This window comes from Rhodococcus sp. OAS809 (assembly GCF_040546695.1).
Classification (GTDB): domain Bacteria; phylum Actinomycetota; class Actinomycetes; order Mycobacteriales; family Mycobacteriaceae; genus Rhodococcus_F; species Rhodococcus_F qingshengii.
This window is the reverse complement of sequence record NZ_JBEPOI010000002.1, coordinates 5,375,820-5,401,990: the sequence shown is the minus strand read 5'-3', so window position 1 is coordinate 5,401,990 and position 26,171 is coordinate 5,375,820. Positions and strand designations below refer to the sequence as shown.

General features: G+C 62.2%; 24 protein-coding genes, 4 tRNA genes and 1 riboswitch. Of the genes, 13 read left to right on the top strand and 15 right to left on the bottom strand.

The features are described 5' to 3' along the window. Positions 1-65: 65 nt before the first annotated feature. The 9 genes from ftsW to ABIE52_RS28325 all read right to left on the bottom strand — a co-directional run bounded on the left by ftsW (position 66) and on the right by ABIE52_RS28325 (position 8,945). Entirely contained in the window at positions 66-1,409 is a 1,344-nt protein-coding gene (gene ftsW, locus ABIE52_RS28365) for a putative lipid II flippase FtsW (RefSeq protein ID WP_223304427.1), read from the bottom strand. A gap of 257 nt (positions 1,410-1,666) precedes the next feature. Beyond that, positions 1,667-3,028, bottom strand: a complete 1,362-nt coding sequence (locus tag ABIE52_RS28360; RefSeq protein WP_192712357.1) for an MFS transporter — start codon at positions 3,026-3,028, stop codon at positions 1,667-1,669. Positions 3,029-3,097: 69 nt separating this feature from the next. After that, on the bottom strand, positions 3,098-4,492 hold the full coding sequence (locus ABIE52_RS28355) for an NtaA/DmoA family FMN-dependent monooxygenase (RefSeq protein WP_064443807.1): 1,395 nt from the start codon (positions 4,490-4,492) through the stop codon (positions 3,098-3,100). A 29-nt stretch (positions 4,493-4,521) separates the two neighbouring features. Further along, positions 4,522-5,601, bottom strand: coding sequence for an LLM class flavin-dependent oxidoreductase (locus ABIE52_RS28350; RefSeq protein WP_050654776.1), 1,080 nt, complete (start codon positions 5,599-5,601; stop codon positions 4,522-4,524). A 4-nt stretch (positions 5,602-5,605) separates the two neighbouring features. Continuing rightward, a riboswitch (SAM riboswitch) is annotated at positions 5,606-5,701 on the bottom strand. 179 nt (positions 5,702-5,880) lie between these two features. Further along, entirely contained in the window at positions 5,881-7,509 is a 1,629-nt protein-coding gene (locus tag ABIE52_RS28345) for an ABC transporter substrate-binding protein (protein ID WP_050654777.1), read from the bottom strand. Positions 7,510-7,750: 241 nt separating this feature from the next. Continuing rightward, a tRNA-Phe gene (locus ABIE52_RS28340) sits at positions 7,751-7,827 on the bottom strand. Between the two features lie 70 nt (positions 7,828-7,897). Next, a tRNA-Asp gene (locus tag ABIE52_RS28335) sits at positions 7,898-7,971 on the bottom strand. A gap of 135 nt (positions 7,972-8,106) precedes the next feature. Continuing rightward, a tRNA-Glu gene (locus ABIE52_RS28330) sits at positions 8,107-8,179 on the bottom strand. A 112-nt stretch (positions 8,180-8,291) separates the two neighbouring features. Then, the gene (locus tag ABIE52_RS28325) at positions 8,292-8,945 is read right to left on the bottom strand and encodes a TetR family transcriptional regulator (RefSeq protein WP_003940323.1); all 654 of its coding nucleotides are present in this window, start codon (positions 8,943-8,945) and stop codon (positions 8,292-8,294) included. A gap of 405 nt (positions 8,946-9,350) precedes the next feature. Between ABIE52_RS28325 and ABIE52_RS28320 the strand changes: the two genes are divergently transcribed. The 3 genes from ABIE52_RS28320 to ABIE52_RS28310 all read left to right on the top strand — a co-directional run bounded on the left by ABIE52_RS28320 (position 9,351) and on the right by ABIE52_RS28310 (position 11,315). Further along, positions 9,351-9,842, top strand: a complete 492-nt coding sequence (locus ABIE52_RS28320) for a MarR family winged helix-turn-helix transcriptional regulator (protein ID WP_192712247.1) — start codon at positions 9,351-9,353, stop codon at positions 9,840-9,842. Next, the gene (locus tag ABIE52_RS28315) at positions 9,839-11,230 is read left to right on the top strand and encodes an MFS transporter (protein ID WP_042451373.1); all 1,392 of its coding nucleotides are present in this window, start codon (positions 9,839-9,841) and stop codon (positions 11,228-11,230) included. The genes ABIE52_RS28320 and ABIE52_RS28315 overlap by 4 nt, the downstream gene beginning before the upstream one ends. A gap of 12 nt (positions 11,231-11,242) precedes the next feature. After that, a tRNA-Lys gene (locus tag ABIE52_RS28310) sits at positions 11,243-11,315 on the top strand. Between the two features lie 88 nt (positions 11,316-11,403). Here the strand turns inward: ABIE52_RS28310 and ABIE52_RS28305 are convergent. The 3 genes from ABIE52_RS28305 to ABIE52_RS28295 all read right to left on the bottom strand — a co-directional run bounded on the left by ABIE52_RS28305 (position 11,404) and on the right by ABIE52_RS28295 (position 13,388). Next, entirely contained in the window at positions 11,404-12,255 is an 852-nt protein-coding gene (locus ABIE52_RS28305) for an alpha/beta fold hydrolase (protein ID WP_042451375.1), read from the bottom strand. Between the two features lie 62 nt (positions 12,256-12,317). After that, entirely contained in the window at positions 12,318-12,626 is a 309-nt protein-coding gene (locus ABIE52_RS28300) for a hypothetical protein (RefSeq protein WP_136470805.1), read from the bottom strand. Positions 12,627-12,845: 219 nt separating this feature from the next. Next, positions 12,846-13,388 (bottom strand): TetR/AcrR family transcriptional regulator, encoded by a 543-nt coding sequence (locus ABIE52_RS28295; RefSeq protein ID WP_042451377.1) that lies wholly within the window; start codon positions 13,386-13,388, stop codon positions 12,846-12,848. A 121-nt stretch (positions 13,389-13,509) separates the two neighbouring features. On the opposite strand from ABIE52_RS28295, the gene ABIE52_RS28290 reads away from it, so the two are divergent. From ABIE52_RS28290 to ABIE52_RS28280, 3 genes are all read left to right on the top strand, one after another. Continuing rightward, positions 13,510-13,983 carry a DUF4334 domain-containing protein gene (locus ABIE52_RS28290; RefSeq protein WP_042451379.1) on the top strand — a complete coding sequence of 158 codons (474 nt, stop codon included), beginning with the start codon at positions 13,510-13,512 and terminating at the stop codon, positions 13,981-13,983. Positions 13,984-14,012: 29 nt separating this feature from the next. Further along, on the top strand, positions 14,013-15,101 hold the full coding sequence (locus ABIE52_RS28285) for an NAD(P)-dependent alcohol dehydrogenase (RefSeq protein ID WP_003940364.1): 1,089 nt from the start codon (positions 14,013-14,015) through the stop codon (positions 15,099-15,101). An 84-nt stretch (positions 15,102-15,185) separates the two neighbouring features. Beyond that, positions 15,186-16,385, top strand: coding sequence for a low temperature requirement protein A (locus ABIE52_RS28280; protein ID WP_075834255.1), 1,200 nt, complete (start codon positions 15,186-15,188; stop codon positions 16,383-16,385). 1 nt (position 16,386) lies between these two features. Here ABIE52_RS28280 and ABIE52_RS28275 read toward each other — a convergent pair whose 3' ends face one another. Beyond that, positions 16,387-16,971: a hypothetical protein gene (locus ABIE52_RS28275; RefSeq protein ID WP_003940111.1), complete on the bottom strand. Its 585-nt coding sequence runs from the start codon at positions 16,969-16,971 to the stop codon at positions 16,387-16,389. 45 nt (positions 16,972-17,016) lie between these two features. Then, on the bottom strand, positions 17,017-17,394 hold the full coding sequence (locus tag ABIE52_RS28270; protein ID WP_020908916.1) for an MmcQ/YjbR family DNA-binding protein: 378 nt from the start codon (positions 17,392-17,394) through the stop codon (positions 17,017-17,019). Positions 17,395-17,493: 99 nt separating this feature from the next. On the opposite strand from ABIE52_RS28270, the gene ABIE52_RS28265 reads away from it, so the two are divergent. After that, entirely contained in the window at positions 17,494-17,940 is a 447-nt protein-coding gene (locus ABIE52_RS28265; RefSeq protein ID WP_003939955.1) for a hypothetical protein, read from the top strand. 99 nt (positions 17,941-18,039) lie between these two features. After that, positions 18,040-18,630: a DUF937 domain-containing protein gene (locus tag ABIE52_RS28260; protein ID WP_003940105.1), complete on the top strand. Its 591-nt coding sequence runs from the start codon at positions 18,040-18,042 to the stop codon at positions 18,628-18,630. A gap of 56 nt (positions 18,631-18,686) precedes the next feature. On the opposite strand, the gene ABIE52_RS28255 is transcribed toward ABIE52_RS28260, so the two are convergent. Next, entirely contained in the window at positions 18,687-19,871 is a 1,185-nt protein-coding gene (locus ABIE52_RS28255; RefSeq protein ID WP_167349871.1) for an MFS transporter, read from the bottom strand. A gap of 147 nt (positions 19,872-20,018) precedes the next feature. Here ABIE52_RS28255 and ABIE52_RS28250 point away from each other — a divergent pair, with 147 nt between their 5' ends. From ABIE52_RS28250 to phoU, 5 genes are all read left to right on the top strand, one after another. After that, positions 20,019-20,894 carry a LysR family transcriptional regulator gene (locus tag ABIE52_RS28250; RefSeq protein WP_192712245.1) on the top strand — a complete coding sequence of 292 codons (876 nt, stop codon included), beginning with the start codon at positions 20,019-20,021 and terminating at the stop codon, positions 20,892-20,894. Between the two features lie 131 nt (positions 20,895-21,025). Continuing rightward, positions 21,026-21,985, top strand: coding sequence for an acyl-ACP desaturase (locus ABIE52_RS28245; RefSeq protein ID WP_003940492.1), 960 nt, complete (start codon positions 21,026-21,028; stop codon positions 21,983-21,985). Between the two features lie 81 nt (positions 21,986-22,066). Continuing rightward, complete coding sequence (gene dusB, locus ABIE52_RS28240) at positions 22,067-23,209, top strand: tRNA dihydrouridine synthase DusB (protein ID WP_003939756.1); 1,143 nt, start codon at positions 22,067-22,069, stop codon at positions 23,207-23,209. Positions 23,210-23,359: 150 nt separating this feature from the next. Further along, positions 23,360-25,390 carry an LCP family protein gene (locus ABIE52_RS28235; RefSeq protein WP_042451384.1) on the top strand — a complete coding sequence of 677 codons (2,031 nt, stop codon included), beginning with the start codon at positions 23,360-23,362 and terminating at the stop codon, positions 25,388-25,390. A 72-nt stretch (positions 25,391-25,462) separates the two neighbouring features. Next, on the top strand, positions 25,463-26,158 hold the full coding sequence (phoU, locus tag ABIE52_RS28230) for a phosphate signaling complex protein PhoU (protein WP_003940130.1): 696 nt from the start codon (positions 25,463-25,465) through the stop codon (positions 26,156-26,158). Positions 26,159-26,171: the final 13 nt, after the last annotated feature.

The window sequence follows — 26,171 nt, the reverse complement described above, 5'->3', positions numbered from 1 at the left end:
CCAACGCAATTGTCGGGTGCATGACTGCCCGCTTCCGAACTGCCCGCCAGTGGAACTGGCCCAGATCAGGAAGCGCGCCGCGGCCGATCGGATCGGCCGCGTCTACGTGGATCTTCCGACCAGTCGCGAGAGGGTGCGCGTCGGCCCGGAGCTGGAGCCCGGCGTCTGTCGGGTTGTGGTGCCCGTCGTTCCGGTCGGCGTTGCCCAGTTGGAGCAGGCTGGGCGCGGCGAGCTGGCGGCCTCCGTCGATCGGTCTGTGGCTTCTTGGCAATGCCGAACCGAGGCTTGCCGAAGACCAGAGGAATCCAGCCGCGACCGCTGCTCTCGGCCGAGGCGACAGCCTCGGGCTCACGGAAGGCTGCGTGCGCGATGAGCCCGAACATCAGCAGGGTGGTGATCATCGACGTTCCGCCCGCCGAGATGAGCGGTAGTTGCAGACCGGTCACCGGAATCAGGCCGACGACGTAGGCGATGTTGATGAACGCCTGCACGACGATCAACGTCGTTGCCGTCGCTGTCATGACTTTGAGGAACGGATCAGTGGACCGTTTCGCGATCCGCAGCCCGACGATCAGAACCGCGGCAAAGAGAGCGACGACGATCAGCGCGCCGACCAGACCCAACTCTTCACCGATCACGGCAAAAATGAAGTCGTTGTGCGCCTGCGGGAGATAGCTCCATTTGGCGTCGGACTGTCCTAGACCGCGCCCGAAGATGCCTCCGTTCGCCAGTGCGTACTTGGCCTGAGTGCTCTGGAAGTTCAAACCCTGCGGGTCGAGATCAGGATTGAGGAAAGCCTTGATGCGATCCGAGCGGTAACCAGCAGTAAGCCCGAGCACGAGAAATGCGACTGCGGAACCGAGCGTGAGGCTGATGAACGTCTTCATCCGGAACAGCCCGAACCACAGCACCGACATGAAGATGATGCCGATGGTGATGGTGGTTCCGAGGTCCTTCTCCAACACCACCAGAACCAGAACCAGCAGCGTCGTACCGCCGATCACCGGCAGCGCGCGGTTGACGTCCATCCGCGCCTTCATGAACGACGCAACCGTCGCTGCGGACCAGATCGCCAGAGCAAGTTTGGCCAGCTCCGACGGCTGGAAGGAAATGCCCGCGATCACAAACCAGCTGCGAGCACCCATTTGTTCCGAGCCGATACCTGGAATCAGCACCAGGACAAGCAGAACAAGACACAGGATCAGCAGCCACGGGGACGCTCTACGCATCGTTTCGGTCGGCAACCGCACGACCGCCACGAACATCACCAAACCGATCGCTGCGAACATGCACTGCGGCCAGAAGCGGGCGTAGGACGTCCCGGACAGAACATAGGATTCGACGCCCGAAGACGACAGCACCATCAGCAGTCCGAACGCGACGATCAGCACGACCAGACCGACGATCATATGGAAATCGAACAGTGGCCGATTCGTCCACATCGCCGTTCGAGCGCGGAAGGGTGTCGATGTGCGGTCACGTTTGTCCGACGCTCCACGGGGTGAGTTAACTGGCTCTCCACTCCCGCGACCGTTGGGCTTGTCTTCACTGCGACCGGTCACCACACAAGTATCGTCCCACGACTCCTAACCCATGGGTAACACAAGTCCCATGAGTCACACGGGCTCGGCCTCCCGAGGTCCATGTAGACCCACGAAATACCAGGTCACGTCCTTCGCCGGCGTCGGTCTGCCACCGCCCCCGCCAACGAGAGCGTCAACATGACCACGCAGACGGCAAGCGCGATCCCGAACGCACGTCCATATCCGTCGGGCGAGCATCCGAGTACACCGAGATACAACCCCGATACCGCGGCCAGCGAGATGGTCGCTGACAGGCGCTGAGACAGTTGAAGGAAACCCGCCGCAACACCGTTCGCGCCCGGCGGTGCATATTCGAGAGTCAGCACCCGATTGGGCGCGTCGACCAAACCGCTGGCAACTCCCGACAACACCGCCAGGACCACCAGCACCGGGATCAGATGTTCCCGCGGAATCAGATTGACCGCTGCGATGTACCCGAGGATGACAAGGATCTCGCCGACTATGGCAAAAACCACTGCACTTCGGCCGAACCTGGCAACCAGCCGCCATCCGAAAGCCGACGTCAATGCCATCGCGAGTGAGCTACCGGTCATGATCAACGCCGCACTCAGCGGGGCGAAGCCCAAACCCTCGATCAGATAGAGGCTGAGCACCGCGTTGACGGCGAGGATGGATCCGAACCAGAAGAGTGCAACCGTCGTACCCAACCGGAAGCCCCTCGAGGCGATCAACGACGGAAGCAGTACCGGCGTCCCGCCGCGCTCGGCGTACCGACGTTCCCAGAACCAGAAGGCAACGGCAGCGCCGAACGCACCGATCAGGAAAGCCGCAGCCACAGTGACACTGGTTCGGGTCACGATGGGCCACAACAGGAGCCCGGTCGTAGTCGCCAGCAGACACAGCCCAACCGGATCGATCGATGCGCCCGATCGGGTAGTTCGATCACGGCGCAGAAAGCGAAACGCCAGAATCAGTGTGATCAGAGCAAACGGCACGTTGAGAACGAGAAGCAACCGCCATCCGAAGTCGGCGTCGGAATACTTCAGCAGAACGCCACCGAGGATCGGTCCGGAAACGCCGGCCAGACCACCCGCGGTGCTGTACGCGCCTAACGCCTTCGCCCGAGCCTTTCCGGACACCCGGTCGGTGATGATGCCGAGCACCTGCGAACTGATGGTGCCTGCGCCGATCCCTTGCCCAAGACGAGCCAACACGATCATCGACGGATCCGACGCACATGCCCCGAGGATTCCCATCACAGCGAAAATGCTCAGCCCCGCCAAGAACAAGCGTCGACGCCCGACGACGTCACCGAGTCGGCCCGCCGGCACAAGGGCCAAGCCGAAAGTCAGCGAATAGCTCGCAAGGATCCACTGCACCTCGGAGGTCGACGCGCCCAGCGACGCCCGGATCGACGGAACCCCGATTCCGAGCACCGCCGAATCGAGAAGAGTGGTGAAGCCCGCGGCTACGCAGACGATGATCTCCCAGCGGACGGCCGAATCGAGCTTGGTGGATTCGGCCGCCGCTGTGACCGTGTGGGACAGGACCCGTTACCCCGCAGCTTCAGACGCGGCCCGACGCGTGAGCGGCGGTCGCAACCCCAAGTGCTCTCGCAGCGTCGACGTGGAGTACTCGGTGCGGTACGCCCCACGCTCCTGCAGTTCCGGGATCAACCAGTCCACGATCTCGTCGAGGCCGGTCGGCACCAGGTACGGCGAGATGTTGAAGCCGTCCGAAGCTCCGTTGCGCACCCAATGGACCAACTGATCTGCGACCTGCCCCGGAGTGCCCGCAAAACCCGAACGCTGCGAGGTCTCGATGGCGACCTGACGTAGGGACAGATTCTTTGCCTCGGCGAGAGCCCGCCATTCACGTGCGATCGCAATGGGGTCGTTGCCGTCTCGTGCGGAACCGCGCGTCTCGGACACCGGGCGGGCAACCGGATCTTCCTCCGGTAATGGACCGTCCGGGTCTCGGTCGGAAAGGTCCTTCCCCCACACCAATCCGACGAGGGACAGTGCGGTTTGGCCGGTGAACTGACCTTCGAGGACCCACCGCGCCTTCTCTTCGACCTCGGACTCGTTCTCCGCCAACACGATCTGCGTGCTGGGCAGGATCTTGACGTCGTCCTCCGGTCGCCCGACGCTACGCAACCGAGCCCGAATGTCGTCGGCGAAGTCGAGTGCGCCGTCGAAATGCGTCCCGTGTCGCGAGAAGATGACGTCGGCGTGCGTCGCCGCGAAATCGCGTCCACTCGGGGAATCACCCGCTTGGAAGATGACCGGATGCCCCTGGCGGCTTCGGGGAAGCGTCGGCGTCACGGAGATGTCGAACTGTGAAGTCTGCCTGCGCACGTCGCCGACGGCACCCGGAGTAGACCAGTTCTCGGACGTGCGAGAATCCGAGATCGCGTCGTCGGCCCACGAATCCCACAGTGCCCGCGCGGTTTCGATGAACTGCCCGGCACGCTCGTAGCGCAGGGAGTGGTCGAGGAAACCACCGCGACGGAAGTTCTCTCCCGTCCACGCGTTGTCGGTGGTCACCGCATTCCAGCCGGCCCGTCCGTCGGAAAGTAGGTCGAGGCCGGAGAGTCGACGCGCAAGGTCGGCCGGTTCGTTGTACGTGGTGTTCTGTGTCGCGACCAACCCGATCTTGTCGGTGATACCGGCGAGGGCGGCCAACTGCGCAATGGCGTCGGGGCGGCCGGCGATATCCAGATCGAGAATCTTGCCGTTCTGCTCGCGAAGCCGCAGGCCTTCACCGAGGAAGAAGGCGTCGAACAGACCTCGCTCGGCGGTGAGTACCAACCGCCTAAACGTCTCGAAGTCGATCTGGGATCCGCTCGCGGAATCGGACCAGATGGTGGTGTGGTTGACCCCCTGGAAGAAGACACCGAAGTGAACGTGAGCGTCGGGTCGAGGTACGGCGGAGCGTGATGCAGTCATGGCCGAAATATCCTTAGCGCGAAGTCAAGTCAGGAGGAGTGGGCGAATCGATTTGAGGGCCGCTGCAGACCGAGGTTGCCCCTCAGGGTCGATCCCGGAACCGGGCGTCGCGTCAACCCGGCCTTGGACAGCGTCGGAAGCACGAATTTGGCCAGCACCGGAAGGTCCTCGTCGATCACGAGAGCATGGAAATGAACACCGTCGAGGTGTCCGGCCAATTCCTTCAGAACCACGGCCGCTTCCCCCGGATCTGCAGCCAGGAGCAGTCGGCCGGTGACGACGGCATTCCCGTACGAGTTCAGCTCGGTCCTCCGCTGCGCCGCAGACAGATTCGGCGTATCGAATGCCACATCGAGCTCGGCGACCACCAATGACGCGCCCTCATCGCGCGCCTTGGCAGCCGACTGTGCAATGGTCTCCACCGAATCACCGGAAACGAGAACAACATCCGGCTGGCGTGGATCGATTTCGCCGTAGCGGCCGAACACCACCAACTGGCCTTGAGGCGGCCGCGGAACGATTGCGGGCCCCTTCACCGAGAACGTGTCGCCCTCGAAATTGACGTAATGCAGACGATCACGCTCGAGGAAACGCCCACTGAGATAGTCACGAACGACGGCGTCGTCCTCCCACGAGTCCCAGAGATCGGTCACAACGGTGACCGAATCCCGCTGCTCTTGCTGACGCGCCGACTCCGTTGTTACCGGAGCCCTCCCCCACGCCCTCGCCGCGGCATCGTCTTCGACCGGAACAGCAAGCCAGCCGCCACGCCCACGCGAGGAGTAGTCCAACGTCGCCAATTGCGAGGACGTATGAAACGGTTCGGCGTACGTGGTCCCGACGACGGGGACCAGCCCGATCGTGCTGGTTGTCGCCGCCACGTACGACGCCCTCGAGACGGCATCGATGCGGCCGACGACGTCACCACTCGGGGGGAGGATGGAATCGTCGAACGTCGCGAACGTGAAGCCGGCATTCTCGGCAGCCGCGACGCGATCGCGCACGGCTTTGCCCGTGAGCAGCTGGTCCGGGCGGTGTGAGCTTCGGCGCCAGGCAGCGGGGTGAGTGCCCTCGCCGTCCAGTTCGATACCCACGGCAAATACAGTCATGTGTCCTCCATCGGTCCTGGCGGTAGCACCCACACTGCGGTTAGGTAGCGGGTTGCTGCGGCATCATCGAGCCAGGTCTCTCAGCCACTCTGGATGGTGGATGCAATCTATGCGGGCCACGCTGGGCAAGTCAAATCGCGCTTGTCGAATCATATTGACCTACAACATATTTCAATACAATCATCCTGATCGAAAGGGTTGCGCAACGCTAGCCGACGTAGACACGAAAGAGCCCCGCCCGACTCGCGTCGGACGGAGCTCTCGGTGTGCGCTGGAACGCTACTTCGCGCCCATCCATGCCTGATCGAACAGCATGATGCCGGTTGCAGTCGGAACCACACCGTGCACGTTCTTCTGCCAAGCCCAGAACGACGTGAGCCCGCCGATCGGCGCCGACGGAACCGTCTCGTTCCACAGCGTCTGAATTTTGCCGATGATCGCAAGAGTCGACGAATTGTCCTTGGCCTGTTGTAGATCTGCGATCAGCTGATCCATCGCCGGGTTCGCATATCCAGCAGTATTCGCCATCGAGGTGCTGTTGGTCGTGGAGAACAATCCGAGATCGAGAATCGACTCGTACATTCCGATGCCCGCGTGCGCGAGGTCGAAATCGTGCTTGACGTAGACGTTCTGCACGATGTCGCCGGCGTTGTTGGCCAAGATCAAGTTCACCTCGAACCCGACGGCCTGCAACAGTGACTGCACGGCGAGGCCGATCGCGTGGTCCTTCGGCTCACTGAGAACGACGTAGTCGAGGCTGCCGTCGTACCCGTCTGCCTTCGCCTGATTCAGAAGTTCCTTCGACTTTTCGGGGTCGTAGGCAATACCCGGTGTGTCTACATGCCATTGAGACGTCGGACCGAACAACTCCGAGCCCGGCAGTCCCTCACCGTTTTCCACTCGCTGATCGATCAACGTGGTGTCGAGCGCGTAGCCGATAGCCTGACGGACGCGAACATCCGAGCCCGGTCGGCCCTCACGGTTGTTGATAATCTCGGCACTACCGGCATTGAGCACGTCGATGTAGCCGGGGTAGCCAGCGGACTTGGCGGAATTGATCGCCGACGTGAGGCCGCGAATGTAGGCGACATCGAGCTGACCGCTGTTCAATGATTCGAGATTGGCCTGCGGACCGTTGAGCGCAACCATCCGCAACTTGTCCAGCTTGGGGGCGCCGCCGTAGTAGGACGGGTTGGCCTTGAAGATTCGCTCGACGCTCGGTGTGAAGACATCTTCGGTGAAGGGTCCGGCTCCGACGGCGGTGAACTTGTCGCCCTGCTGCGAACTCGGGGCGACGATCATCCCGTGCCCGAGAGCGAGCATCGACGGAAAACGCATCCACGGCGTCTTCAGCTTGAATTCCACTGTCGTCGGACCGCTTGCCTGCGCCGATTCCACCGAAGCCAGCCACAGTTCGGCGCCATTGCCCTTGCCCGCGTTGTACCGATCGATGCTCGCGATCACGGCGTTGGCGTCGAGGGTGGTGCCGTCACTGAACTTCACACCGTCGCGAAGTTTCAGCGTCCAGGTGGCTCCGTCGTCAGCTGTCTCGAGCGATTGAGCCAACTTGGGCTCGAACTCGCCGCTCGCAGTGTTGTAACTCATCAGGACGTCGTACACAGCAGCGAAGGCCTCACCGCCGGAACCGCCGCGCGCGGCCGTCTTCGTCGGGTCGAGTGAGGGAACGAGCACCTGTACGCCGTACGTCATGGTCCCGCCGGCCACCGCAGTTCCCGGATCGGGCTGCTCGTTGACCATGCCGGTCACGACGTCCGCCGACGCGGTCGTCGTATCGGTCCCGCTGTCGTCACCGTTGCTCGCGCAGCCCACCAACAGAACCCCGGTGCCGAACAATGCGACGGCGACCCGGCTGACTTTCCCGATGCGCCAAGATCTCGAGTGCGACACGGAGATTCCACCTCACTTTCAGTAGACGCAGCCACGGATCGGCCGCAATCGGCTAATAGTGATGTCCTCTGTGGAGTGACGCCCAGCACGTTCCCGGTGACCGGAAACATTCACGGAGACAAAGGATGCGCATAACTGAGATGATCGGGCCGAGTGGTTGACGGCGACTGACATCCGAACACGAAAAAGCTCCAACCTTATGTTCGAAGAACATGAGATTGGAGCTTTTCGATAAGAATTATGGTGGCCAGGGCCGGGATCGAACCGGCGACCTTCCGCTTTTCAGGCGGACGCTCGTACCAACTGAGCTACCTGGCCGGACGGCACCCGAACCGAATGCCTATCGCATTGCTTTGTTCTCAACCGATTGATTGAGAACAAAGCTTTGCGACCCTGACGGGACTCGAACCCGCGACCTCCGCCGTGACAGGGCGGCGCGCTAACCAACTGCGCCACAGGGCCTTGCTTTTTCCTTGCTGTGAAACCGTACTACATCTTCGAGCCGCTCCCAAACCACTGTCCTGGCCTGGCATTTGTGCATCTCAAAGCGTGTCGTGCGGGTCAAACCATACTGCATCGTTTCGCTTTCGCAAAACGTACCCCCTACGGGATTCGAACCCGCGCTACCGCCTTGAAAGGGCGGCGTCCTAGGCCGCTAGACGAAGGGGGCCCGCCGGATCTCTCCGAACTAGTACCCCAACGGCGTTCCGTTGGGAGCTTGGATAGCTTATGGCACGGCATTCGGAAATCACAAATCGCCTGTTCACGGGCAGAAAAGTGCACTATTCAGTGTCAGGGAACTCGACTTGGGGCCACCCGTCACGATGGAACGTCTCCAACCACTGCGGCGTAGCCATGGCTTCGAGGACTACTTCGAGAGACTCCTCGAACCACTCGCCCAGATCTCCACTGGAGGCAATCAGGTCTGCCATGTACCGCTGGCCGGCAAGGCTCGCTGCCAGTACACGCGTGAATTTGTCCGGGTCGGCGTCTTCTCGGAGCAAACCGTCGTCCTTGGCACGCAATGCCAACTCATAGGCGGTCTTTCCCCAGACCTGCCCACCACCGGACTGCACATCCTTGTAGAACTCGGGCTCGATGATCAGCCGGAATTCCGCCTGCACGATCACCTCGGCACGGAAGACCTCGGCAATGTCGAGCACGAGACCGTGCAAAGCGACGAATGGATCGAGGTCTGTTCTCTTGGCCCAACGATCAGTAATTCCAGTGAAGGTTTCGATAGCCGAGGTCAGAACCGCTCGCGCCAACTCTTCCTTGGACTGGAAATGGAAATACATGGCGCCTTTGGTGGCGCGGGAGCCCTCGAGGATCGTGTTCACCGACGCAGCTGCATAGCCGCGCTTGGCGAATTCGACTGCAGCCGCTTCGACCAGGGCGGCGCGGGTACGCCGCGCACGCTCTTGTTGACGTGCCATTTACGGTGTTGTGCCTCTCGCAGAGTTGGTACGCAGAGCCGCCGTGATCGGCGCCTGTCATCCCCCGAAACTTCACAATATCCCCTCCAACACACCCTACGTAAGGACTAGAGCCATACCCGCCAAAAGTACTAGACGCAATCGGCTGTTCAGGGGACAAGAACCGACTTTATGCCCAAAAGACACCAAGTGGTATGGTTTTGGCCGCTCGGGTGCGCCGCAGGGGGTGCGCATCCGAGCTTTTTCGTGCCCGAGATTCTGATAATTCGACCTCGCAGACGGAACTGCTTCGCCGACCGATGGACAGCAGTTCCAAGGTTTTAAACAACTAGTGCAATTGTTTATTCCCCCTTTTCCGTCGAAACCGTACTGGCAGCATCGAAACAACACAGTTAGACTGTCTAAATGAACGATGGAGAGGGTCGCAGCAAGGCTCGAGACGAGATCGACGTACTTTGGGACGATCTGGGTGCCTTCGTCCGACGTCTACGCACCAAACGCAACGACCGCAAGCTCACGCCGAGCCAGATCCAGGCCCTCGGCCACCTCGACCGACAAGGTCCGTCGACCGCCAAAGAATTGGCAAAATTCGAGCGCGTCACGCCGCAATCAATCGCAAAGACCGTGGCCGCGCTCGAAGAGCAGGGCATGGTGACGCGAAGGGCGGATCCATCGGACGGCCGCGCGGTCTTGGTCACGATGACCGAACTCGGCACATCGACCCTTCACGAAGACCGAACGAAACGAACAGAGTGGCTGGCCGAGGTCATCGACGCCGAGTGCACCGAAGCCGAGCGTGACTTGCTTCTGATCGCCGGCCGAATCCTGCGAAGACTCGGCCAGGGCGAGTCCCCAGCATCGACATCGATATCAGAGGAGTCACTGATGAACTCGTGACCACCGTCATCGAAACGCCGACCCCCCAAACTCCCGTTCCACTGAAACTGAGTCTTGCTCTCGGCTCCGGAACCGTTCTTCAAGCGCTGAACTCGTCGATGATTGCGGTGGCAATCGTCCCGATCGCCACATACTTCGGTTCCAGTTCAGGCACAGCGTGGGTCATCTCGGCCCTCTACATCGCGACTGCGGTCACGGCACCGGCGGCTGGTCGACTCGGATCGATCCTCGGCGCCAAACGCGTCTACCTCGCCGGATTGGGCCTGATCGCTGCCGGATCGATCCTCGGCTCGCTCGCCCCGTCGCTGGGCTGGCTGATCGCCGCACGAATCCTGCTCGGAATCGGCACGGCGACACAGTATCCGAACGCGATGACCGTCATCCGCGAATACGCTGACCGCCACCGGACTCAAACCCGTTCAGCTATAGCAACACTCACCATTTGCGCTCAATCGGTCGTCGCGCTGGGGCCCACTCTCGGCGGGTTGTTGGTCGGCACACTCGGTTGGCAATCGATCATGTGGGTGAACCTCCCACTTGTCGTCGTCACTGCCGTATGGGTCTTCTTCGCCGCCCCGAGCGACTCCGCCCTGCCCGACCGGGCCGGCGCCGCTGCGTTGTTCAAGTCTCTCGACCCACTCGGTATCACCCTGTTTCTGGCTCTGACGACATCGACGATGCTCTTTCTCCTCTCTCTCGCCGAGCACGCGAAGTGGTACCTCGTCCCGTCGACGGCCCTCTTCGCGTTCCTGTTCGTCTGGTGGGAACGTCGAACGGCCTCGGCGTTCATCGACGTCCGCGCCGTCGTCCGAAACCGCGCACTGAGCATGACTCTCGGCCGGACCCTGCTGACTTACACAGCGTTCTACTGCATCTTCTTCGGACTCCCCCAGTGGCTACAGGTAGCCCGCGGAATGTCACCGATCAGCGCCGGGCTCTTCATGCTGCCCGTCGCTGCGGTCGGGATCTTCGCGACCATGTCCGCGTCCAGGGTGTACGGGAAATTCGGCGCACGGATCACCCTCCTGATCGGCACCGCCGCGTTGGCTGTCGGCGGGATTCTGATCGCCTTTGTCGAATCGAGTTCGACTCCCCTTGTGGCACTCCTGCTGATTGCGGCGATCCTGGGCATTCCCAACGGCTTCAACAACATGGGAAACCAGAACCTGATCAACTCGGTGACCACCTCCGCCGACGTCGGAACTGCGATCGGTCTGTACCGAACAATCCAGTACATCGGCGCCAACCTTGCTGCCGTCGTCATCGAGTTGACCATGCGCGGAACCATCGACGACGCGGGTCTGCATCGCACGGGCGGGACCATCGCCGTCATCGGAATCGCCCTTCTGGTGGGGGTGGTGTTTTCACGGACTCTGCGGTCCCGTTAGACTCTGCGCCGCGCCCCTATAGCTCAGTTGGTAGAGCTACGGACTTTTAATCCGCAGGTCGTAGGTTCGAGTCCTACTGGGGGCACAAACACAGACCCGGCGCCTCATTCAGAGGCGCCGGGTCTTGTGCGTTCATGCCACATCAATTCGTGCCACATCAATGCATCAGCAGGTCATCGAAGCAGGAACTCGAGGGTCACGCGCTCGAATGCCTCCTTGGCTTCGATCATCACCCAGTGCCCGCAGTTCGGGAATACGTGCAGTTCGGCGTTCGGAATCAGTCGCATCGGAATCATCGGCATGTCCGGTGGACACTGCCGATCATCGAGCCCCCATGTCAGCAAGGTCGGGCATTGCACCTTGTGCATCATCGACCAGTACGGCGGCACATCCGAGTTGGACATCATCTGCTGCTGAGCGGCAAAGGCTTTGGATCCGTACATCGCGGTCAATGCCTGGTGCGAGGCCGGATCGTTGGCCGTTTGCCATCGTTCCTCGATCCGCTCCTCGGTGATCACGGATCTGTCGTAAACCATGCACTCGAGCCAGCGAACCAACTTCTCACGGCTGGGAGCGTCGGCGAATTCCTGGAGGAGACGCGTACCTTCGCTCGGGTTCTGACTGAAGATGTTCGGGCCCACGCCTCCGATGGTGACCAATCTGCGGACGCGGTCAGGGAACCTCATCGCGACGTTGACCCCGACAACTCCGCCCATCGAATTGCCGATCATCGCAGCGGATTCGATTCCCAGCGCATCCATGAATCGAACCACCGCCGAGGTTGCCGTGAGAACTGGATGACCGTCGACGGGATCGCTCACGCCGAACCCCGGGAACTCGAGGAGGTAGCAGTGGAAGTGCTTTGCGAACACCTCGAGGTTCCCCCGGTAATTCCGCCATCCACTCACGCCGATCCCGGAGCCGTGCAACAGGATCAACGGCGGACCATCGCCCGCCTCGTGATAGCGCAAAGTCCCCCTGTCGGTAGCGACTTCGCGTTTGGTCCCTTCGTAAGTCACGTCCATACTGCAAGATTAGAACGTGTTACAGATTTGCGACGGCTGATTGCGGAACTTCGCAATCACTGTCAGAAGCATCCCCCGCTGCCTCGACGCCCACTGCGATTCGTGGACTTCTGCTCGCTCGGTTTCGACTTCCCCGTCCCGGCCTTCACACACCGGTTGGGGCGCCGCACCTGCTCGAAGTGCCCGGCGCTCACCACATGACCGGCCACGCTGACCTTGACCGGCGCATCCGCGCGGGCGGTTCCGACTTGCGCCGATCCCAACGTCAGGGCGCAAGCAGCCACAACGACCAGCGCTACCTTCTTCGAGATCTTCATATGCACGGCCACTTCGACACGGGTCCACTCCAGATGCTGAACAGGTGCGCGCACCGAAGGAACACGCTCGGCGTCGACGATATTCAGTCAGGGTGGCCGGCCGCGATCCTTTTGCTCACCAGCATCTGAACAGTCGACGACAAAAGTTTTGGCGGCACGTCAACATCCCGAGGGCGTCAACGAGCCGACGCCCAACGTACGCACCGTTACTGAGAAATCCGTAAATCCGGGCAACCACACAGCGACGGGCGTGGACGTTCGCGTTTGGACTCGCTACGCCACAATCAAACGCCGAACCGCCTCGACTGCCGCCTCCCGACGTCGAGGGATGGAACGAGTCGACTTGAGCGCGAGCATCCGGGCGATATCCGTGATCAGCAGGATCAACTCCGTGGGATTCCACGCGGGGTCGATGTGTCCCTCGAGCTGCCCCTTGCGGATTTCCGCAACTTTAGGCCGGAAGGTCTTGCTTCGTATGTCGTCCTCGCTCATGACGTCCGGCGCTTCGAGATCCGCCCATTGCTGCAATCGGGCGTTCTCGGGATGGGCAACGTAGTTGTCGAAGAGGCGACCTGCATAGCCCGGCAAGTCGTCACCTCGAAGTGCTGTCTCCGCTGTTGTTTCGGACGTCCACTGTTCGGTCACGGCAGCGAACAACTCTTCCTTGCTTGCGAAGTACGCATAGAGACGGTCTTTGCTGGCACGCGCTTGCGCGGCGATCCGATTGATCCGCGCGCCGGCCAGCCCGTACGTGGCAAATTCGTCCTTTGCGGCCGCCAGAATGCGGTCCCTCGTAGCTTCCCCTGCTGAGCGCATGTTCACAGCCTAGAACGAATCGACCGTTGCCGAACCATCCGGTTCGGCGTAGCGTGCAGAGTTGACGAACAATTTGGTTCGCGAACAAGTCGTGCCACTTACCGTCAACTCGAGGAGAGACATGAATCTCAACGAAGCCCGAACTGCTTTCGCCCGGCTCCGTGCAGCGGAAAATGGTTTATCACCAGCAGAACTCGACGAAGTGTGGGCCGCGCTGGAAACCGTCGCCGCTGAAGAAATCCTCGGTGAGTGGAAAGGTGACGACTTCGCCACCGGTCATCGTCTGCACGAAAAGCTGTCCGCGAGCCGCTGGTACGGCAAGACTTTCAATTCCGTCGAGGATGCCAAGCCGTTGATCTGCCGAGACGAAGACGGAAATCTCTATTCCGACGTCAAGAGCGGCAATGGCGAGGCAAGTCTGTGGAACATCGAGTTTCGTGGTGAAGTGACCGCGACCATGGTCTACGACGGCGCGCCGATTTTCGACCACTTCAAGAAAGTCGACGATTCGACGCTCATGGGCATCATGAACGGAAAGTCGGCGTTGGTCCTCGACGGCGGGCAGCACTACTACTTCCTGCTCGAGCGAGCGTGATTCGCGCCGAACAGAATTCGAGATCCTCCATGCAGATGACAGCGGCGCTCTCACACGGCCCGCACTCCCCCTTCACGCTCGACACCGTCGAGATCGACGACCCCCGCGCAGACGAGATCCTGGTTCGCATCGTCGCGACCGGCCTGTGCCACACAGATCTGTTCACGAAGTCGGCGCTACCGGAAAGACTCGGCCCCTGCGTGTTCGGGCACGAAGGGGCGGGGGTGGTCGAGGCCGTCGGCTCGTCGATCGACAGCATTGCGCCCGGTGATCACGTGTTGCTGAGCTACCGCAGTTGCGGTGTGTGCAGGCAGTGTCTCAGCGGCCATCGGGCGTACTGCGAAAGCTCACACGGGCTCAACAGCTCTGGCGCACGCACCGACGGCTCGACGCCGATCCGGCGAGACGGAACCCCGCTACGGTCCGCCTTCTTCGGCCAGTCCAGCTTCGCGGAATACGTCATCGCCTCTGCCGACAACACCGTCGTCGTCGATCCTGCGGTGGACCTGACCGTCGCAGCTCCGCTCGGCTGCGGGTTTCAAACCGGCGCCGGCGCGGTACTGAATCTGCTTCGCCCCGAGCCCGACTCGACGTTTGTCGTTTTCGGGGCAGGCAGCGTCGGACTCGCAGCGCTGCTGGCGGCGAGGGCTGCCGGCGTTTCCACCCTGGTCGCCGTGGACCCCGTTGCGCAGCGGCGCGCACTCGCCGAGGAATTCGGCGCCGTCACTGTCGATCCCTCGAATGAAGATGTGATCGACGCGGTCCACGCCGCCACCGACGGAGGTTCGACGCATTCCCTCGACACCACCGGAATCGGCTCCGTGATCAATCAAGCCGTCACATCACTTCGAGCACGGGGAACACTGGCGGTAGTCGGACTCGGAGCATCCACGGTCGAGGTGAACATGGCCGACATCATGCTGAGCGGAAAGACAATTCGAGGATGCATCGAAGGAGAGTCGGAAGTCTCGACGTTCATCCCCGAACTCGTCGAACTCTTCACTGGTGGCCGGTTTCCGATCGACCGCTTGGTGACGCGCTACGCATTCGCCGACATCAACAAAGCCGTCGAAGATCAAGCGTCGGGGCGCGTCATCAAACCCGTTCTCGTGTGGTGAGGGGCGAAATGTCTCATTCGTCGACCCGACGGAATTCGCCCTAGACTGCGCTCCTGCACTAGACGTCGGAGCAAGGTGGGGACGATGACAGAACACACCAGTACAGGCGCGGGCCACGGCCGGGCCGTAATGCCGATCATCCGGATGCGCGCACGCAGCCGCGACGAGGACCATCGAGCATCGACGCCACTCGAACTGTTCTTCGACCTGTGTTTCGTGGTTGCAGCCGCACAGGCCGGAGTTCAACTGGTGCATGCTGTCGCCGAGGGCCACTACGCCGACGGCATCGCCGGCTATATGTTCGTCTTCTTCGCGCTGTGGTGGGCGTGGGTGAACTTCACCTGGTTCGCGTCTGCCTACGACACGGACGACGTCCCCTACCGGGTCGCGACCTTCGTACAGATTTGTGGCGTGCTCGTCTTCGCCGCCGGAATCCCCGACGCATTCGACGGAACCGACCGTACGACGGCCATCGTCGGCTACCTCATCATGCGAATTGCGCTCACCTGCCAATGGCTTCGAGCCGCCAGCGGTGAATCCGGTGCAGCGCGAACGACTGCTCTGCAATATGCCGCCGGGCTCGTGATCGTCCAGGCCGGCTGGATCGTGCTGCTCCTGATGCCGGCGTCGGCGTGGATACCCGGCTTCTTCGTTCTCATGATCGCCGAACTCGCGGTGCCGGCGATCGCCGAACGCAACCACCAGACGCCGTGGCACCCGCATCACATCGCCGAACGCTACGGCCTCTTCACCATCATCATGCTCGGCGAAACCATTGCTGCCGCCACCATCGCGGTCCAATCCGGCATCCGGGATTTCGACGCCGCCGACCTACTGATTCCGATTGCTGTCGGCGGAGTTCTGATCGTGTTCTCCGCGTTGTGGATCTACTTCGCCGTCCCGATCCACGAGTACCTCGCAGACCAGGGCAATCGCGCCGTCCTGTTGTGGGGATACGGGCACTACTTCGTATTCGGATCCGCTGCGGCCATCGGCGCCGGCATCGAAGTAGCCGTCGAGGAAGCAGTTGGCGAGGCGCACATTTCGACGTTCGCAGCATCTGCCGCGGTCACGATCCCCGCCGCGATGTTCCTGATCTTCGTGTGGCTCATGCACTCACGACATTTCAAGCGCGACAGGATCGAGCAGGCTGTTCTACCAGTGAGCGCAATCCTGGTTCTCGCCTGCACATTTGCCGGACACTGGGCTGTCCCGCTCGCCGGACTGGTGGCGGCGGGAACCGTCGGAGTCGGTGTCGGCCTGAGTACTCGGTCGAAGAGCTGACTCAGATTTCCGGAGCCGGAGCCTCGCCCTTGCTCTGCGGCTCGTGCTGCTTGAGCTCACCGCGCATCTTGTCGAGATCCTTGCCACGCTTTTTGTACATGTAGCCGAGCGCGACAAGTCCAAGGAACAACGCAACGCCCAGGACGGCACCGACAACGGATGCTCCGCGGAATCCGGGGCCGTCGACGTCGAGGATCCGCTCGCCCGCATGCGCAGCGTTGTTGTTGCCGAGAACAACTGTCAGAGAGAGCAGATTCGGCAGCGCGAAGATCACACCCAACGCGAGAGCCGTGATCTGCATGATTCGAGCATGCTTGCGCTTGCGCACCTGCCAGACCGCCCGGAAGAAGATGAGCGGGACCAGGGTGCACACGAGACCGAACAGCAGCCCCCACGCGATTCCGGCGCTGAAACTGCCGTTCGCCAACGACGCAATGCGCTGCGCCCACCAACGCGGAAGGAAGGCGGCAAGGATGAAGTAAGCGATGACCAGGACCACCGCCATCACTGCGATCCCGATGGCCTTCTTCGCCCACGGCGGCATGCCCGGTTTTGCGGTGGCCGGTGAAGTTTCCGGTGTCGTCATGACAATTCCTCGTCTAGTCGGCGTCTGTACTGACGAATCTATCCGTTACGGGCGTTCCTCATCCGCATCGAGAACGATCCGGGCAAGCCGCTTCGGCGCAACGAGGGTGAACGAGGTGTAGATCCACTCCTCCAGTTGCGACCATTTCTCCTCGGAAACGTCGGTGCCGATGTCGAGTGCAACCCACCCGTGTCGACCGAGTCCGTAGCCCGCAGCACTTGCGCCTGGTTCGGTGGCCACCACCGCTTCGGCTTCCTCCTTGCTCAGCTTGACGGTCAAGGAGGTGGCTTCGAGGTTGCAGAACACGAAGTTCTTGCCTCGGACCCGGAACGTCGGGTGGCCGTCCCACGCTTCGATGTCGACGCGCTCCGCTTCCGGCAGCGACAGCGAGATCTCTTCGAGTCGACGCATGTTGTCGGGCATGGAGACGATTCTGCACGCCCGATACCGAGCTTGACACCCGCGACACAGCTAGGCTCGGCGACGACCGCGTCACCGAACTCCGAACACAGGGAGACTGGCATGCGCACGTTAGTTCATCTCGTTCTGCTCATTTGTGGAATCGCCGTTGCCGTCGGCTCGTTCATGTACGTACTGGCCGGGGTCAAACCCGACAACGTTCGCCTCGAGGACCTGCGGGACGGCTTTCCGGCCGGGTGGGCAATCGAGCAACTCGGCGATCAGTCCGTGACCTTCTACCGGTCGATGGCGATACTTCTGCTCGCCGCCGCCGTATTGATTCTGATCGCCGCATTGTTCGGTTCTCGCATCGCAGCATGGATCGGAATTATCGTGGGATTGGGGACTCTTGGCACGTTCTACTACCGCGTGAACGATCAGTTCGACAATGTCATCAGGGAAAACTACTCCACGATCCTGACAAATCAGACAGGATTCATTCTGACGGCCGGCGGACTGATTCTCGCTCTCCTAGCGTGCCTGGTCCCCCGCGAGAAGACCCGAGCCTGACCGCTCGGCAACCGGAGGGTTACCGTCGACGCCGACATTCACTAGTGTCTGCAACAGCCGGGTACTGACGAGTAGTACCCCAGAAGAGGTAGGGCATCAATGGCATCGCTTGACGACCTTCTATCCCAGATCCCCATCGACCAGATCGCGCAGCAACTCGGCGTCGACCAGGCAACTGCCGAATCGGCGGTCAAGACTGCACTTCCGACCCTCGTCGGTGGCCTCGGCGCCAACGCGCAGGATCCCGCCGGTGCAGCCTCGCTGGAAAGCGCGTTGCAGTCTCACGCCGACACCAGCCTTCTCGACGACGGCGTCGACATCAGCAAAGTCGACACCGCTGACGGTCAGAAGATCGTCTCGAACATCTTCGGCGGCAACACCGATCAGGTCGCCAGCGCACTGGGCGGTGTCGGTGGCGGCGGTGGAAACGATCTGGTGAAGCAGTTGCTGCCGATCCTCGCTCCCATCGTCCTGGCCTACCTCGCCAAGCAGTTCACCGGTGGCGGTGCCGGCGCGCAGACTCAGGCCTCCGGTGGCGGCGGGCTCGGGGATCTCCTCGGCGGAATTCTCGGCGGCGGCGGCAATTCCGGCGGCGGCATCGGCGGCGCACTCGGCGGCATCCTGGGTGGATCCGGTGGCGGCGGCCTCGGAGACCTGCTCGGCGGCCTCCTCGGCGGCGGCAAGAAGTAAGACGCTCGACAGAACGCACTGCGGCGATCCCGTTCGGGGTCGCCGCAGTGCTCTGTTCAGTCAATCGTCGAAGATCGAAACATCCTCAGTGACAAGGCAAACGCAACCAACAGCAGCGCGCCCACAAAAGTACTGACCCCGACCCAACCGCCACCCGCGTATGCAAGACCCGCGAGGGCGCCCGCCACGGACGAACCCGCGTAGTAGGCAAACAGATACAACGCCGACGCCTCGGCCCGGTGATCGGTAGCGATCAGCCCCACCCAACCGCTGGCCACCGAATGTGCGGCGAAGAATCCTCCGGTGAAGAGCAGCATCCCCACGAGCGTCAACGCCAGATTGTCCGGAACGGTCAGTGCCAGGCCGATACCGATGACGACAACCGACCCGAGCAGCACGCTGCGCCTACCCAGTCGGTCAGAGGCCCCGCCGGCTACCGCCGAGGTGAAAGTTCCGGCAAGGTAGAAAAGGAACACCAGGCCCACAAGCGCTTCAGGAAGGCCGAAAGGTGCTGCCGTGAGCCGAAACCCGAGGAAGTTGTAAATCGACACGAAGCCGCCCATCAGGATGAATCCCAAAGCGAAGAGTGTTCGCAGCGACGGGTTCGCAAGGTGGCGTCGTAGATTCGACGCGATCGTGCGCGCCGATATCGGTTGCGGGCGAAAGAACTTCGACGCGGGAAGCCGCCGGATCATGTTGAGCGCGAACAATGCCGACAGCGCGGACGCAGTCAACAGCGCCCAACGCCACGTACTGAAATCGACGACGGCCGACGGCACGAGCCGTCCGATCAGCCCACCGATCGTCGTGCCGGCGACGTACCTTCCCATCGCTGCACCGAGGTCCTTCCGATCGACCTCCTCGGCCAGATAGGCCATCGCCACCGCCGGGACACCGGCCAGAGCCAATCCTTGTGCTGCGCGTCCGACCAGCAGAACCTCGATCGTCGGACTTAGCGGCAGAAGTAAACCGATCACACAGGACGCCGACGCCGACGCGATCATCACCCGCGTGCGACCGAAGCGCTCGGAGAGCGCACTGGCCGGAATGATTGCCAACGCCAACATGCCCGTCGTCGCCGAGACGGACAGCGCAGACACCGCAGGCGAGACGTGGAAGTCTTCGGCGAACGCAGGCAGCAACGCCTGTGCCGCGTACATCGAGATGAACGTCGACAGCCCGGCCGCGAACAACGCAACGGTCACGGTTCGATATCCCGATGTTCCGCGGCGAAGCGGCATCACTTCGGATTCGATCACATTCTCGACAGTCACCACGTACCTCCAGGCATCACTTACCTCCGGCAAGAATCCTCCCGCCCAGACTCGGCAAAAGAAAATGCATAAACTTGGTGTTCTATATGCTCTGGGGGTATATAGATTGGGTTCGTGATGCTGACCGAAGACCTCGAATGGTTTGTCGTGCTCGCCGAAACCCAACAGGTGACCGCTACCGCGGATCTGACTCACCTGTCGCAGCCGACCCTTTCGCGCAAACTCGCTCGCCTCGAACGACAGATCGGCGTGACACTCTTCGACCGTCAGGCACGCCGACTCGAACTGAACCGGTACGGCGAGATCCTCTATCGACATGCTCGCATCGCACTGCGTGCCCTCGACGCCGCGCAGACCGAAATCCAGTCGCTGGCGAGCCCCGAGAGCGGCACGGTCCGACTCGACTTCCTCCACTCGTTCGGCACCTGGTTGGTGCCGCACATGCTGCGCGGATACCGCGTCGAGTATCCCGGAGTGCGATTCGAACTGCATCAGGACAGCGCGCAGTTCCTGGTCGACAGAATCGCCGCCGGCACGTCCGACCTGGCCGTCGTCTCGCCTCAGCCGCGCGATCCGCAGGTGGCGTGGATGCAGATCGCCCAGCAGTCACTGGCATTGGCTGTTCCGGCTGATCATCGCTTTGCGAAGTTGCATTCGGTCGAGCTTGCGGACGCGGCCGACGAACCGTTCATCGGTATGCATCCGAACTTCGGGATGCGAAGAATTCTCGATGAACTGTGCGCGGCCGCAGGATTCACTCCGAATTTCGTCTTCGAGAGCAGCGAGCTGGCAACGGTCGGCGGACTGGTCTCCGCGTCCTTCGGTGTCTCGGTCATGCCGGTTCAGGATCCACCGATCTGGGCCGAAGGAGTCGTCTACGTACCGATCGAAGGAGCACAGCGAAAAATAGGGCTGATCTGGTCGAAGAGCCGCGAGCTGTCCGATCCCGCCCGGACGTTCCGCGACTACGTCGAAAGAACGACTTGGTAGTGAAAGTGCCCCCGGATAACTACGGATCGGTAACATCCCTCGAGGGGAGCAATTTTCATGCCATTCTTTTCAAACCTACGGTGCCGTAGGCTGGGGCGAAGTCGCGCATTCACTCAACATGGAGGCAAGAAATGACGAGGATTCTGACGCAGCTGGAGCTGCTACAAGAGCTGCAGCCGGTTGCCGAGGAGAACGTCAACCGCCACATCTCCATGGCCAAGGAATGGCATCCACACGACTACGTTCCGTGGGACGAGGGCCGTAACTTCGCAGCCATGGGTGGCGAAGACTGGAGTCTCGAACAGTCACAACTCGGCGAGGTAGCTCGCGCCGCGATGATCACCAACCTGCTCACCGAGGACAACCTGCCGTCGTACCACCGTGAGATCGCCGAGAACTTTTCGCAGGACGGTGCCTGGGGAACGTGGGTCGGCCGGTGGACCGCCGAGGAGAACCGCCACGGCATCGTGATGCGTGACTACCTCGTCGTCACGCGCGCAGTCGACCCCGTCGAGCTCGAGCGCTTCCGCATGGAACACATGACAAACGGTTACAGCGCACCCATCGACGAGGGCGACGCCGGCCTGCTGCACTCGGTCGCCTACGTGACCTTCCAGGAACTCGCGACGCGCGTCAGCCACCGCAACACCGGCAAGGCCTGCGACGAGCCGATTGCCGACAAGATGCTTCAGCGCATCGCGGCCGACGAGAACCTGCACATGATCTTCTACCGCAACATCTGCGCCGCCGCGCTCGATCTTGCTCCCGATCAGGCGCTCAAGGCTGTGGCGAACATCGTCCAGAACTTCCAGATGCCCGGTGCCGGCATGCCGAACTTCCGCCGTAACGGCGCCCTCATGGCCAAGCACGGCATCTACGACCTTCGCCAACACCTCGACGAGGTCGTCTGGCCTGTCCTGCGCAAGTGGAACATCTTCGAGCGCAACGATTTCAGCGCCGAAGGCGAGAACACGCGCGAAGAGTTGGCGGCCTTCCTCGAGACACTCGCCGCCAACGCGACGAAGTTCGAGGAACAGCGCGATCGCATGCTCGCACGCGAAGCCGCCAAGCGCGAACAGCAGGCTTCTTAGTTTCACCAGCTATTCTGTGCCCGGTACCGGATTCGGTACCGGGCACTTCCAATTGTCACAAGTATTTGTTCAGAGGTAGACATGTCATCCCTTCGTATCGGTTCACTCGAGCTGCACAGCCCCGTGGTTCTCGCACCCATGGCGGGCGTCACCAACGTCGCCTTCCGCACGCTGTGCCGTGAACTCGAACTCGAACGTGCAGGCAGCACGTCCGGGCTCTACGTCTGCGAGATGGTCACCGCCCGCGCGCTCGTCGAACGCCAACCCGCCACGATGCACATGACCACGTTCGGTCCGACCGAAACGCCCAGGTCGCTGCAGCTGTACACCGTCGACCCGGATACGACTTACGCCGCGGCCAAGATGATCGTCGACGAGAACATGGCCGATCACATCGACATGAACTTCGGCTGCCCGGTACCCAAGGTGACCCGCAAGGGCGGCGGATCGGCTCTACCGTACAAGCGTCGACTGTTCGGTCAGATCGTCGCGGCAGCCGTGCGCGCCACCGAAGGCACCGACATTCCGGTCACCGTCAAGATGCGCGTCGGCATCGACCCCGAACATCACACGCACCTCGACGCCGGCCGGATCGCGGCAGCTGAAGGCGCCGCTGCCGTCGCACTTCACGCACGTACCGCGTCGCAGCGCTACTCCGGCACTGCTGACTGGAACGAGATCACGCGCCTCAAGGAACACGTCACCGACGTGCCGATCCTCGGCAACGGCGACATCTTCGACGCCTCGGATGCTGCCCGCATGATGAACGAGACCGGCTGCGACGGCGTCGTCGTCGGACGCGGCTGCCTCGGACGGCCATGGCTGTTCGCGGAACTCAGCGCAGCTCTCAACGGACAACAGATCGCCACGCCGCCGACGCTCGGCGAAGTCACCAAGATCATCGCCCGTCACGCCCAACTGCTCGCCGCACATCACGGTGAAATGAAGGGTCTGCGCGAACTTCGCAAGCACGTCTCCTGGTACATGCGTGGGTTCCCGGTCGGATCGGATCTGCGGGTCTCGATGGCTCTGGTCAGCACGTTGTCCGAACTGGACGATCTGCTCGGACAGCTCGACCACGACGTCCCGTTCCCCAAGGACGCCGAAGGCCCGCGCGGACGCCAAGGCTCACCCGGTCAGGTAGCACTCCCGGAAGGTTGGCTCGACGATCCCGAAGACGACCTTGTGCCGGTGGGAGCTGACATGATGCACTCTGGTGGCTAGCGAAAACACGCCGTCGGATTACTCACATCACTTTCTGAGTGAAGCACTCAGGATTCACCAGTAATATGGCTCCAGCTTCGTCGACAACCGGTTGACGCCGGCATCTGAATGACGAGTTACTGACAGTCGACGACGGGACAGGTTGCATCGGTGGGTGATGATCACGATTCGGGCCCACCTCCGCCCGAGAGCCGCGCCCCCTGGGAACGTCCGCTCGCAGACAAGCGCTTCCGCAACGCCCGACCGGACCAACCGGCAACGCCCCAGCGCCCTGCCACACCCCAGCGACCAACACCGCAACCACCCAGTCCCCCGGAGCGTCGCAGCAGTGGACGTACCGGGCGACGGGACTCGCCTCCGACCGACGACTCTGTTTCGGTCGCCGAGTTGGTCCGTCGGGTAGGCGACAAGAAGCCGCCACCAGCCCCGGCTACGCCGCCCAAGCCGGCGCCGAACAAATCCGTACCACCCAAGACTCAATCTTCAGCAGCGTCGTCGCCGCCCCCCGCCCGGCCGATTCCCGCCCGTCCGACCGTTCCGCCCGCCGCTGCGGACTGGATCACCGAAGAACATCCCGTCACCTCCGCAGTGCCGCGGGTAGTCGGTGACACCGGCGCCACTCGTCTGGCGCAAAGCAAGATTCGCCGCCGCCATCGCGCAAAAGTGATCGGCCGATCGGCAGTAGCGTTCCTGGCCGTCATGTCTCTCGCATTGACCGGCGTCGTGTGGGGCTATCTGCGCTCGGTCGAAGGCGGATTCGATCAGATTGCGGCACTCGACACCGAGTCCGACGACATCATCGACGCCGGTGGTCAACTCGGCGACGAGACGTACCTGATCATCGGCACCGATACCCGCGCCGGTGCGAGCGGTGAGATCGGCGCCGGAACCGTCGAAGACGCCGAAGGCGCCCGAGCCGACACGGTCATGCTGGTGAACATTCCCGCCGACCGAAGCCGCGTCGTCGCCGTCTCCTTCCCGCGTGACCTCGACGTCGAACGTCCGATCTGTCAGGGATGGGACAACGACGCCGGCAAGTACACCAGCGAAACCTTCCCGGCAGCGAGCGGGGACAAACTCAATGCGACGTACGCACTCGGTGGCCCCAAATGCCTGGTCAAGGTCATCCAGAAGATGTCCGGCCTGAAAATCGGGCACTTCGTCGGAATGGACTTCGCCGGTTTCGAGCGCATGGTCGACACCGTCGGCGGTGTGAACGTCTGCTCCCCCGGACCGATCGAAGACGGCATCCTCGGAACCGTCCTCGCCTCCGGCGGCACGCAGATGCTCGACGGCCGTACCGCCCTCAACTACGTGCGTGCTCGCCACGTCGAAGCCGAGGGCAACGGCGACTACGGGCGCATCACCCGTCAGCAGAAGTTCCTGTCAGCGCTGCTCCGCTCGGCCCTGTCCAACCAGGTCCTCCTGAATCCGAGCAAGCTCAACGGATTCATCAACGCCTTCACCAGCGACACGTTCGTCGAAAACATCGACACCAAGTCACTGGTCACCCTCGGTCGCTCGCTCCAGAACGTCGACGCAGGCGCGGTCACGTTCTTGACGGTCCCCACGGACGGCACCAACGACTGGGGCAACGAGATTCCTCGCACGGACGAGATCAAGTCCCTCTTCCAGGCGATCATCGACGACGATCCGCTTCCGGGCGAAGAGCGCGAGGACACCACACCGTCGTCGACCAGTTCCACGACAACCGCGCCTACGTCCAGCACGCCGCCGGCCGCCACTTCCGTCGAGGCAATGAGCGCCTACAACATCTCGGTCGACGTCTCCAACGCGTCGGGAATCGCCGGGCAGGCCGCGACAATCGCCGACAGCCTCGCGGCTTACGGTTTCCAGATCTCCACAGTCGGTAACTTCAGCGCAGCCACCGGCCTGGCGAATGCTCAAGCGTCGACCACCGTCGTGCGCTACGCCGCAGGTTACGAGGCTGAAGCGGTGACCGTCGCGTCGTCGATTCCCGGCGCGGTTCTGGTTCTCGCTCCGAGCATGGGAGACATGATCGAGGTCGTCGTCGGAAGCAATTTCGCCGGCACCGTCGTCGCCCCCGCGGACCCGGGAACCATCCTGGCGGCAAATCCGACGTCGGTCGACACCAGCACCTCGACGGCTCTGCCCGCCGACATCGCCAGCGTCAACGCCGGCGACACCACCTGCGACTGACACGCGTTCATTCACCTTGCGTTCACCTGGTGCTTGTGACTTGGTCTTTCACGGCACGTAGGCTCTGACCTCATGCGCGTGGCTTACAACGAACAGATGACCGAGCTTGCAGACACGCTCGGCGAGATGGCAGGACTGGCGGGTGCCGCTATGGAGCGCGCCACCCAGTCCCTGCTCCAGGCAGACCTGTCCCTGGCAGAACAAGTAATCGGCGAACACGACAAGATCACCGAACTCAGCACCATCTGCGAGGAGCGCGCGTTTGCGTTGCTCGCCTTGCAGGCTCCCGTTGCCGGAGATCTGCGCTCGGTGGTCAGCGGAATCCAGATCGTCGCCGACATCGACCGCATGGGCGCACTCGCCCTGCACGTCGCCAAGATCGCGCGCCGCCGACATCCCAACCACGTGCTTCCTGAAGAGGTCAACGGCTACTTCGCCGAGATGGGACGCATCGCTGTCTCCATCGGTGCGGCCGCCAAGGTCGTCCTCGAGACCCGCGACCCCGAGCGCGCTGCCCGTCTGCGCGAAGAAGACGAAGCGATGGACGACCTCCACCGCCACCTCTTCACCGTCCTCATGGACCGTGAGTGGAAGCACGGCGTTGCTGCCGCAGTCGACGTCACGCTGCTCGGCCGCTTCTACGAGCGATTCGCCGACCACGCCGTCGAGGTCGGCCGACGTGTCATCTTCCTGGTGACCGGCAAGCTGCCCGAAGAGCCCGAAACCACCGAGAAGGTCGACAACCTCACCTCGTACCCGGATCTCTGAACCCAACCGTCCA

What these genes read in the sequence shown, in the direction of transcription:
- ABIE52_RS28325 (WP_003940323.1), bottom strand. Translation starts at nt 8,945, where the DNA reads ATGGCACGTCAACAAGAGCGTGCGCGGCGTACCCGCGCCGCCCTGGTC.
- ABIE52_RS28275 (WP_003940111.1), bottom strand. Translation starts at nt 16,971, where the DNA reads ATGACGACACCGGAAACTTCACCGGCCACCGCAAAACCGGGCATGCCG.
- ABIE52_RS28245 (WP_003940492.1), top strand. Translation starts at nt 21,026, where the DNA reads ATGACGAGGATTCTGACGCAGCTGGAGCTGCTACAAGAGCTGCAGCCG.
- ABIE52_RS28255 (WP_167349871.1), bottom strand. Translation starts at nt 19,871, where the DNA reads ATGCCGCTTCGCCGCGGAACATCGGGATATCGAACCGTGACCGTTGCG.
- phoU (WP_003940130.1), top strand. Translation starts at nt 25,463, where the DNA reads ATGCGCGTGGCTTACAACGAACAGATGACCGAGCTTGCAGACACGCTC.
- ABIE52_RS28290 (WP_042451379.1), top strand. Translation starts at nt 13,510, where the DNA reads ATGAATCTCAACGAAGCCCGAACTGCTTTCGCCCGGCTCCGTGCAGCG.
- ABIE52_RS28350 (WP_050654776.1), bottom strand. Translation starts at nt 5,601, where the DNA reads ATGACTGTATTTGCCGTGGGTATCGAACTGGACGGCGAGGGCACTCAC.
- ABIE52_RS28295 (WP_042451377.1), bottom strand. Translation starts at nt 13,388, where the DNA reads ATGCGCTCAGCAGGGGAAGCTACGAGGGACCGCATTCTGGCGGCCGCA.
- ABIE52_RS28265 (WP_003939955.1), top strand. Translation starts at nt 17,494, where the DNA reads ATGCGCACGTTAGTTCATCTCGTTCTGCTCATTTGTGGAATCGCCGTT.
- ftsW (WP_223304427.1), bottom strand. Translation starts at nt 1,409, where the DNA reads ATGATCGTCGGTCTGGTCGTGCTGATCGTCGCGTTCGGACTGCTGATG.
- ABIE52_RS28305 (WP_042451375.1), bottom strand. Translation starts at nt 12,255, where the DNA reads ATGGACGTGACTTACGAAGGGACCAAACGCGAAGTCGCTACCGACAGG.
- ABIE52_RS28355 (WP_064443807.1), bottom strand. Translation starts at nt 4,492, where the DNA reads ATGACTGCATCACGCTCCGCCGTACCTCGACCCGACGCTCACGTTCAC.
- ABIE52_RS28260 (WP_003940105.1), top strand. Translation starts at nt 18,040, where the DNA reads ATGGCATCGCTTGACGACCTTCTATCCCAGATCCCCATCGACCAGATC.
- ABIE52_RS28270 (WP_020908916.1), bottom strand. Translation starts at nt 17,394, where the DNA reads ATGCCCGACAACATGCGTCGACTCGAAGAGATCTCGCTGTCGCTGCCG.
- ABIE52_RS28285 (WP_003940364.1), top strand. Translation starts at nt 14,013, where the DNA reads ATGCAGATGACAGCGGCGCTCTCACACGGCCCGCACTCCCCCTTCACG.
- ABIE52_RS28280 (WP_075834255.1), top strand. Translation starts at nt 15,186, where the DNA reads ATGACAGAACACACCAGTACAGGCGCGGGCCACGGCCGGGCCGTAATG.
- dusB (WP_003939756.1), top strand. Translation starts at nt 22,067, where the DNA reads ATGTCATCCCTTCGTATCGGTTCACTCGAGCTGCACAGCCCCGTGGTT.
- ABIE52_RS28320 (WP_192712247.1), top strand. Translation starts at nt 9,351, where the DNA reads ATGAACGATGGAGAGGGTCGCAGCAAGGCTCGAGACGAGATCGACGTA.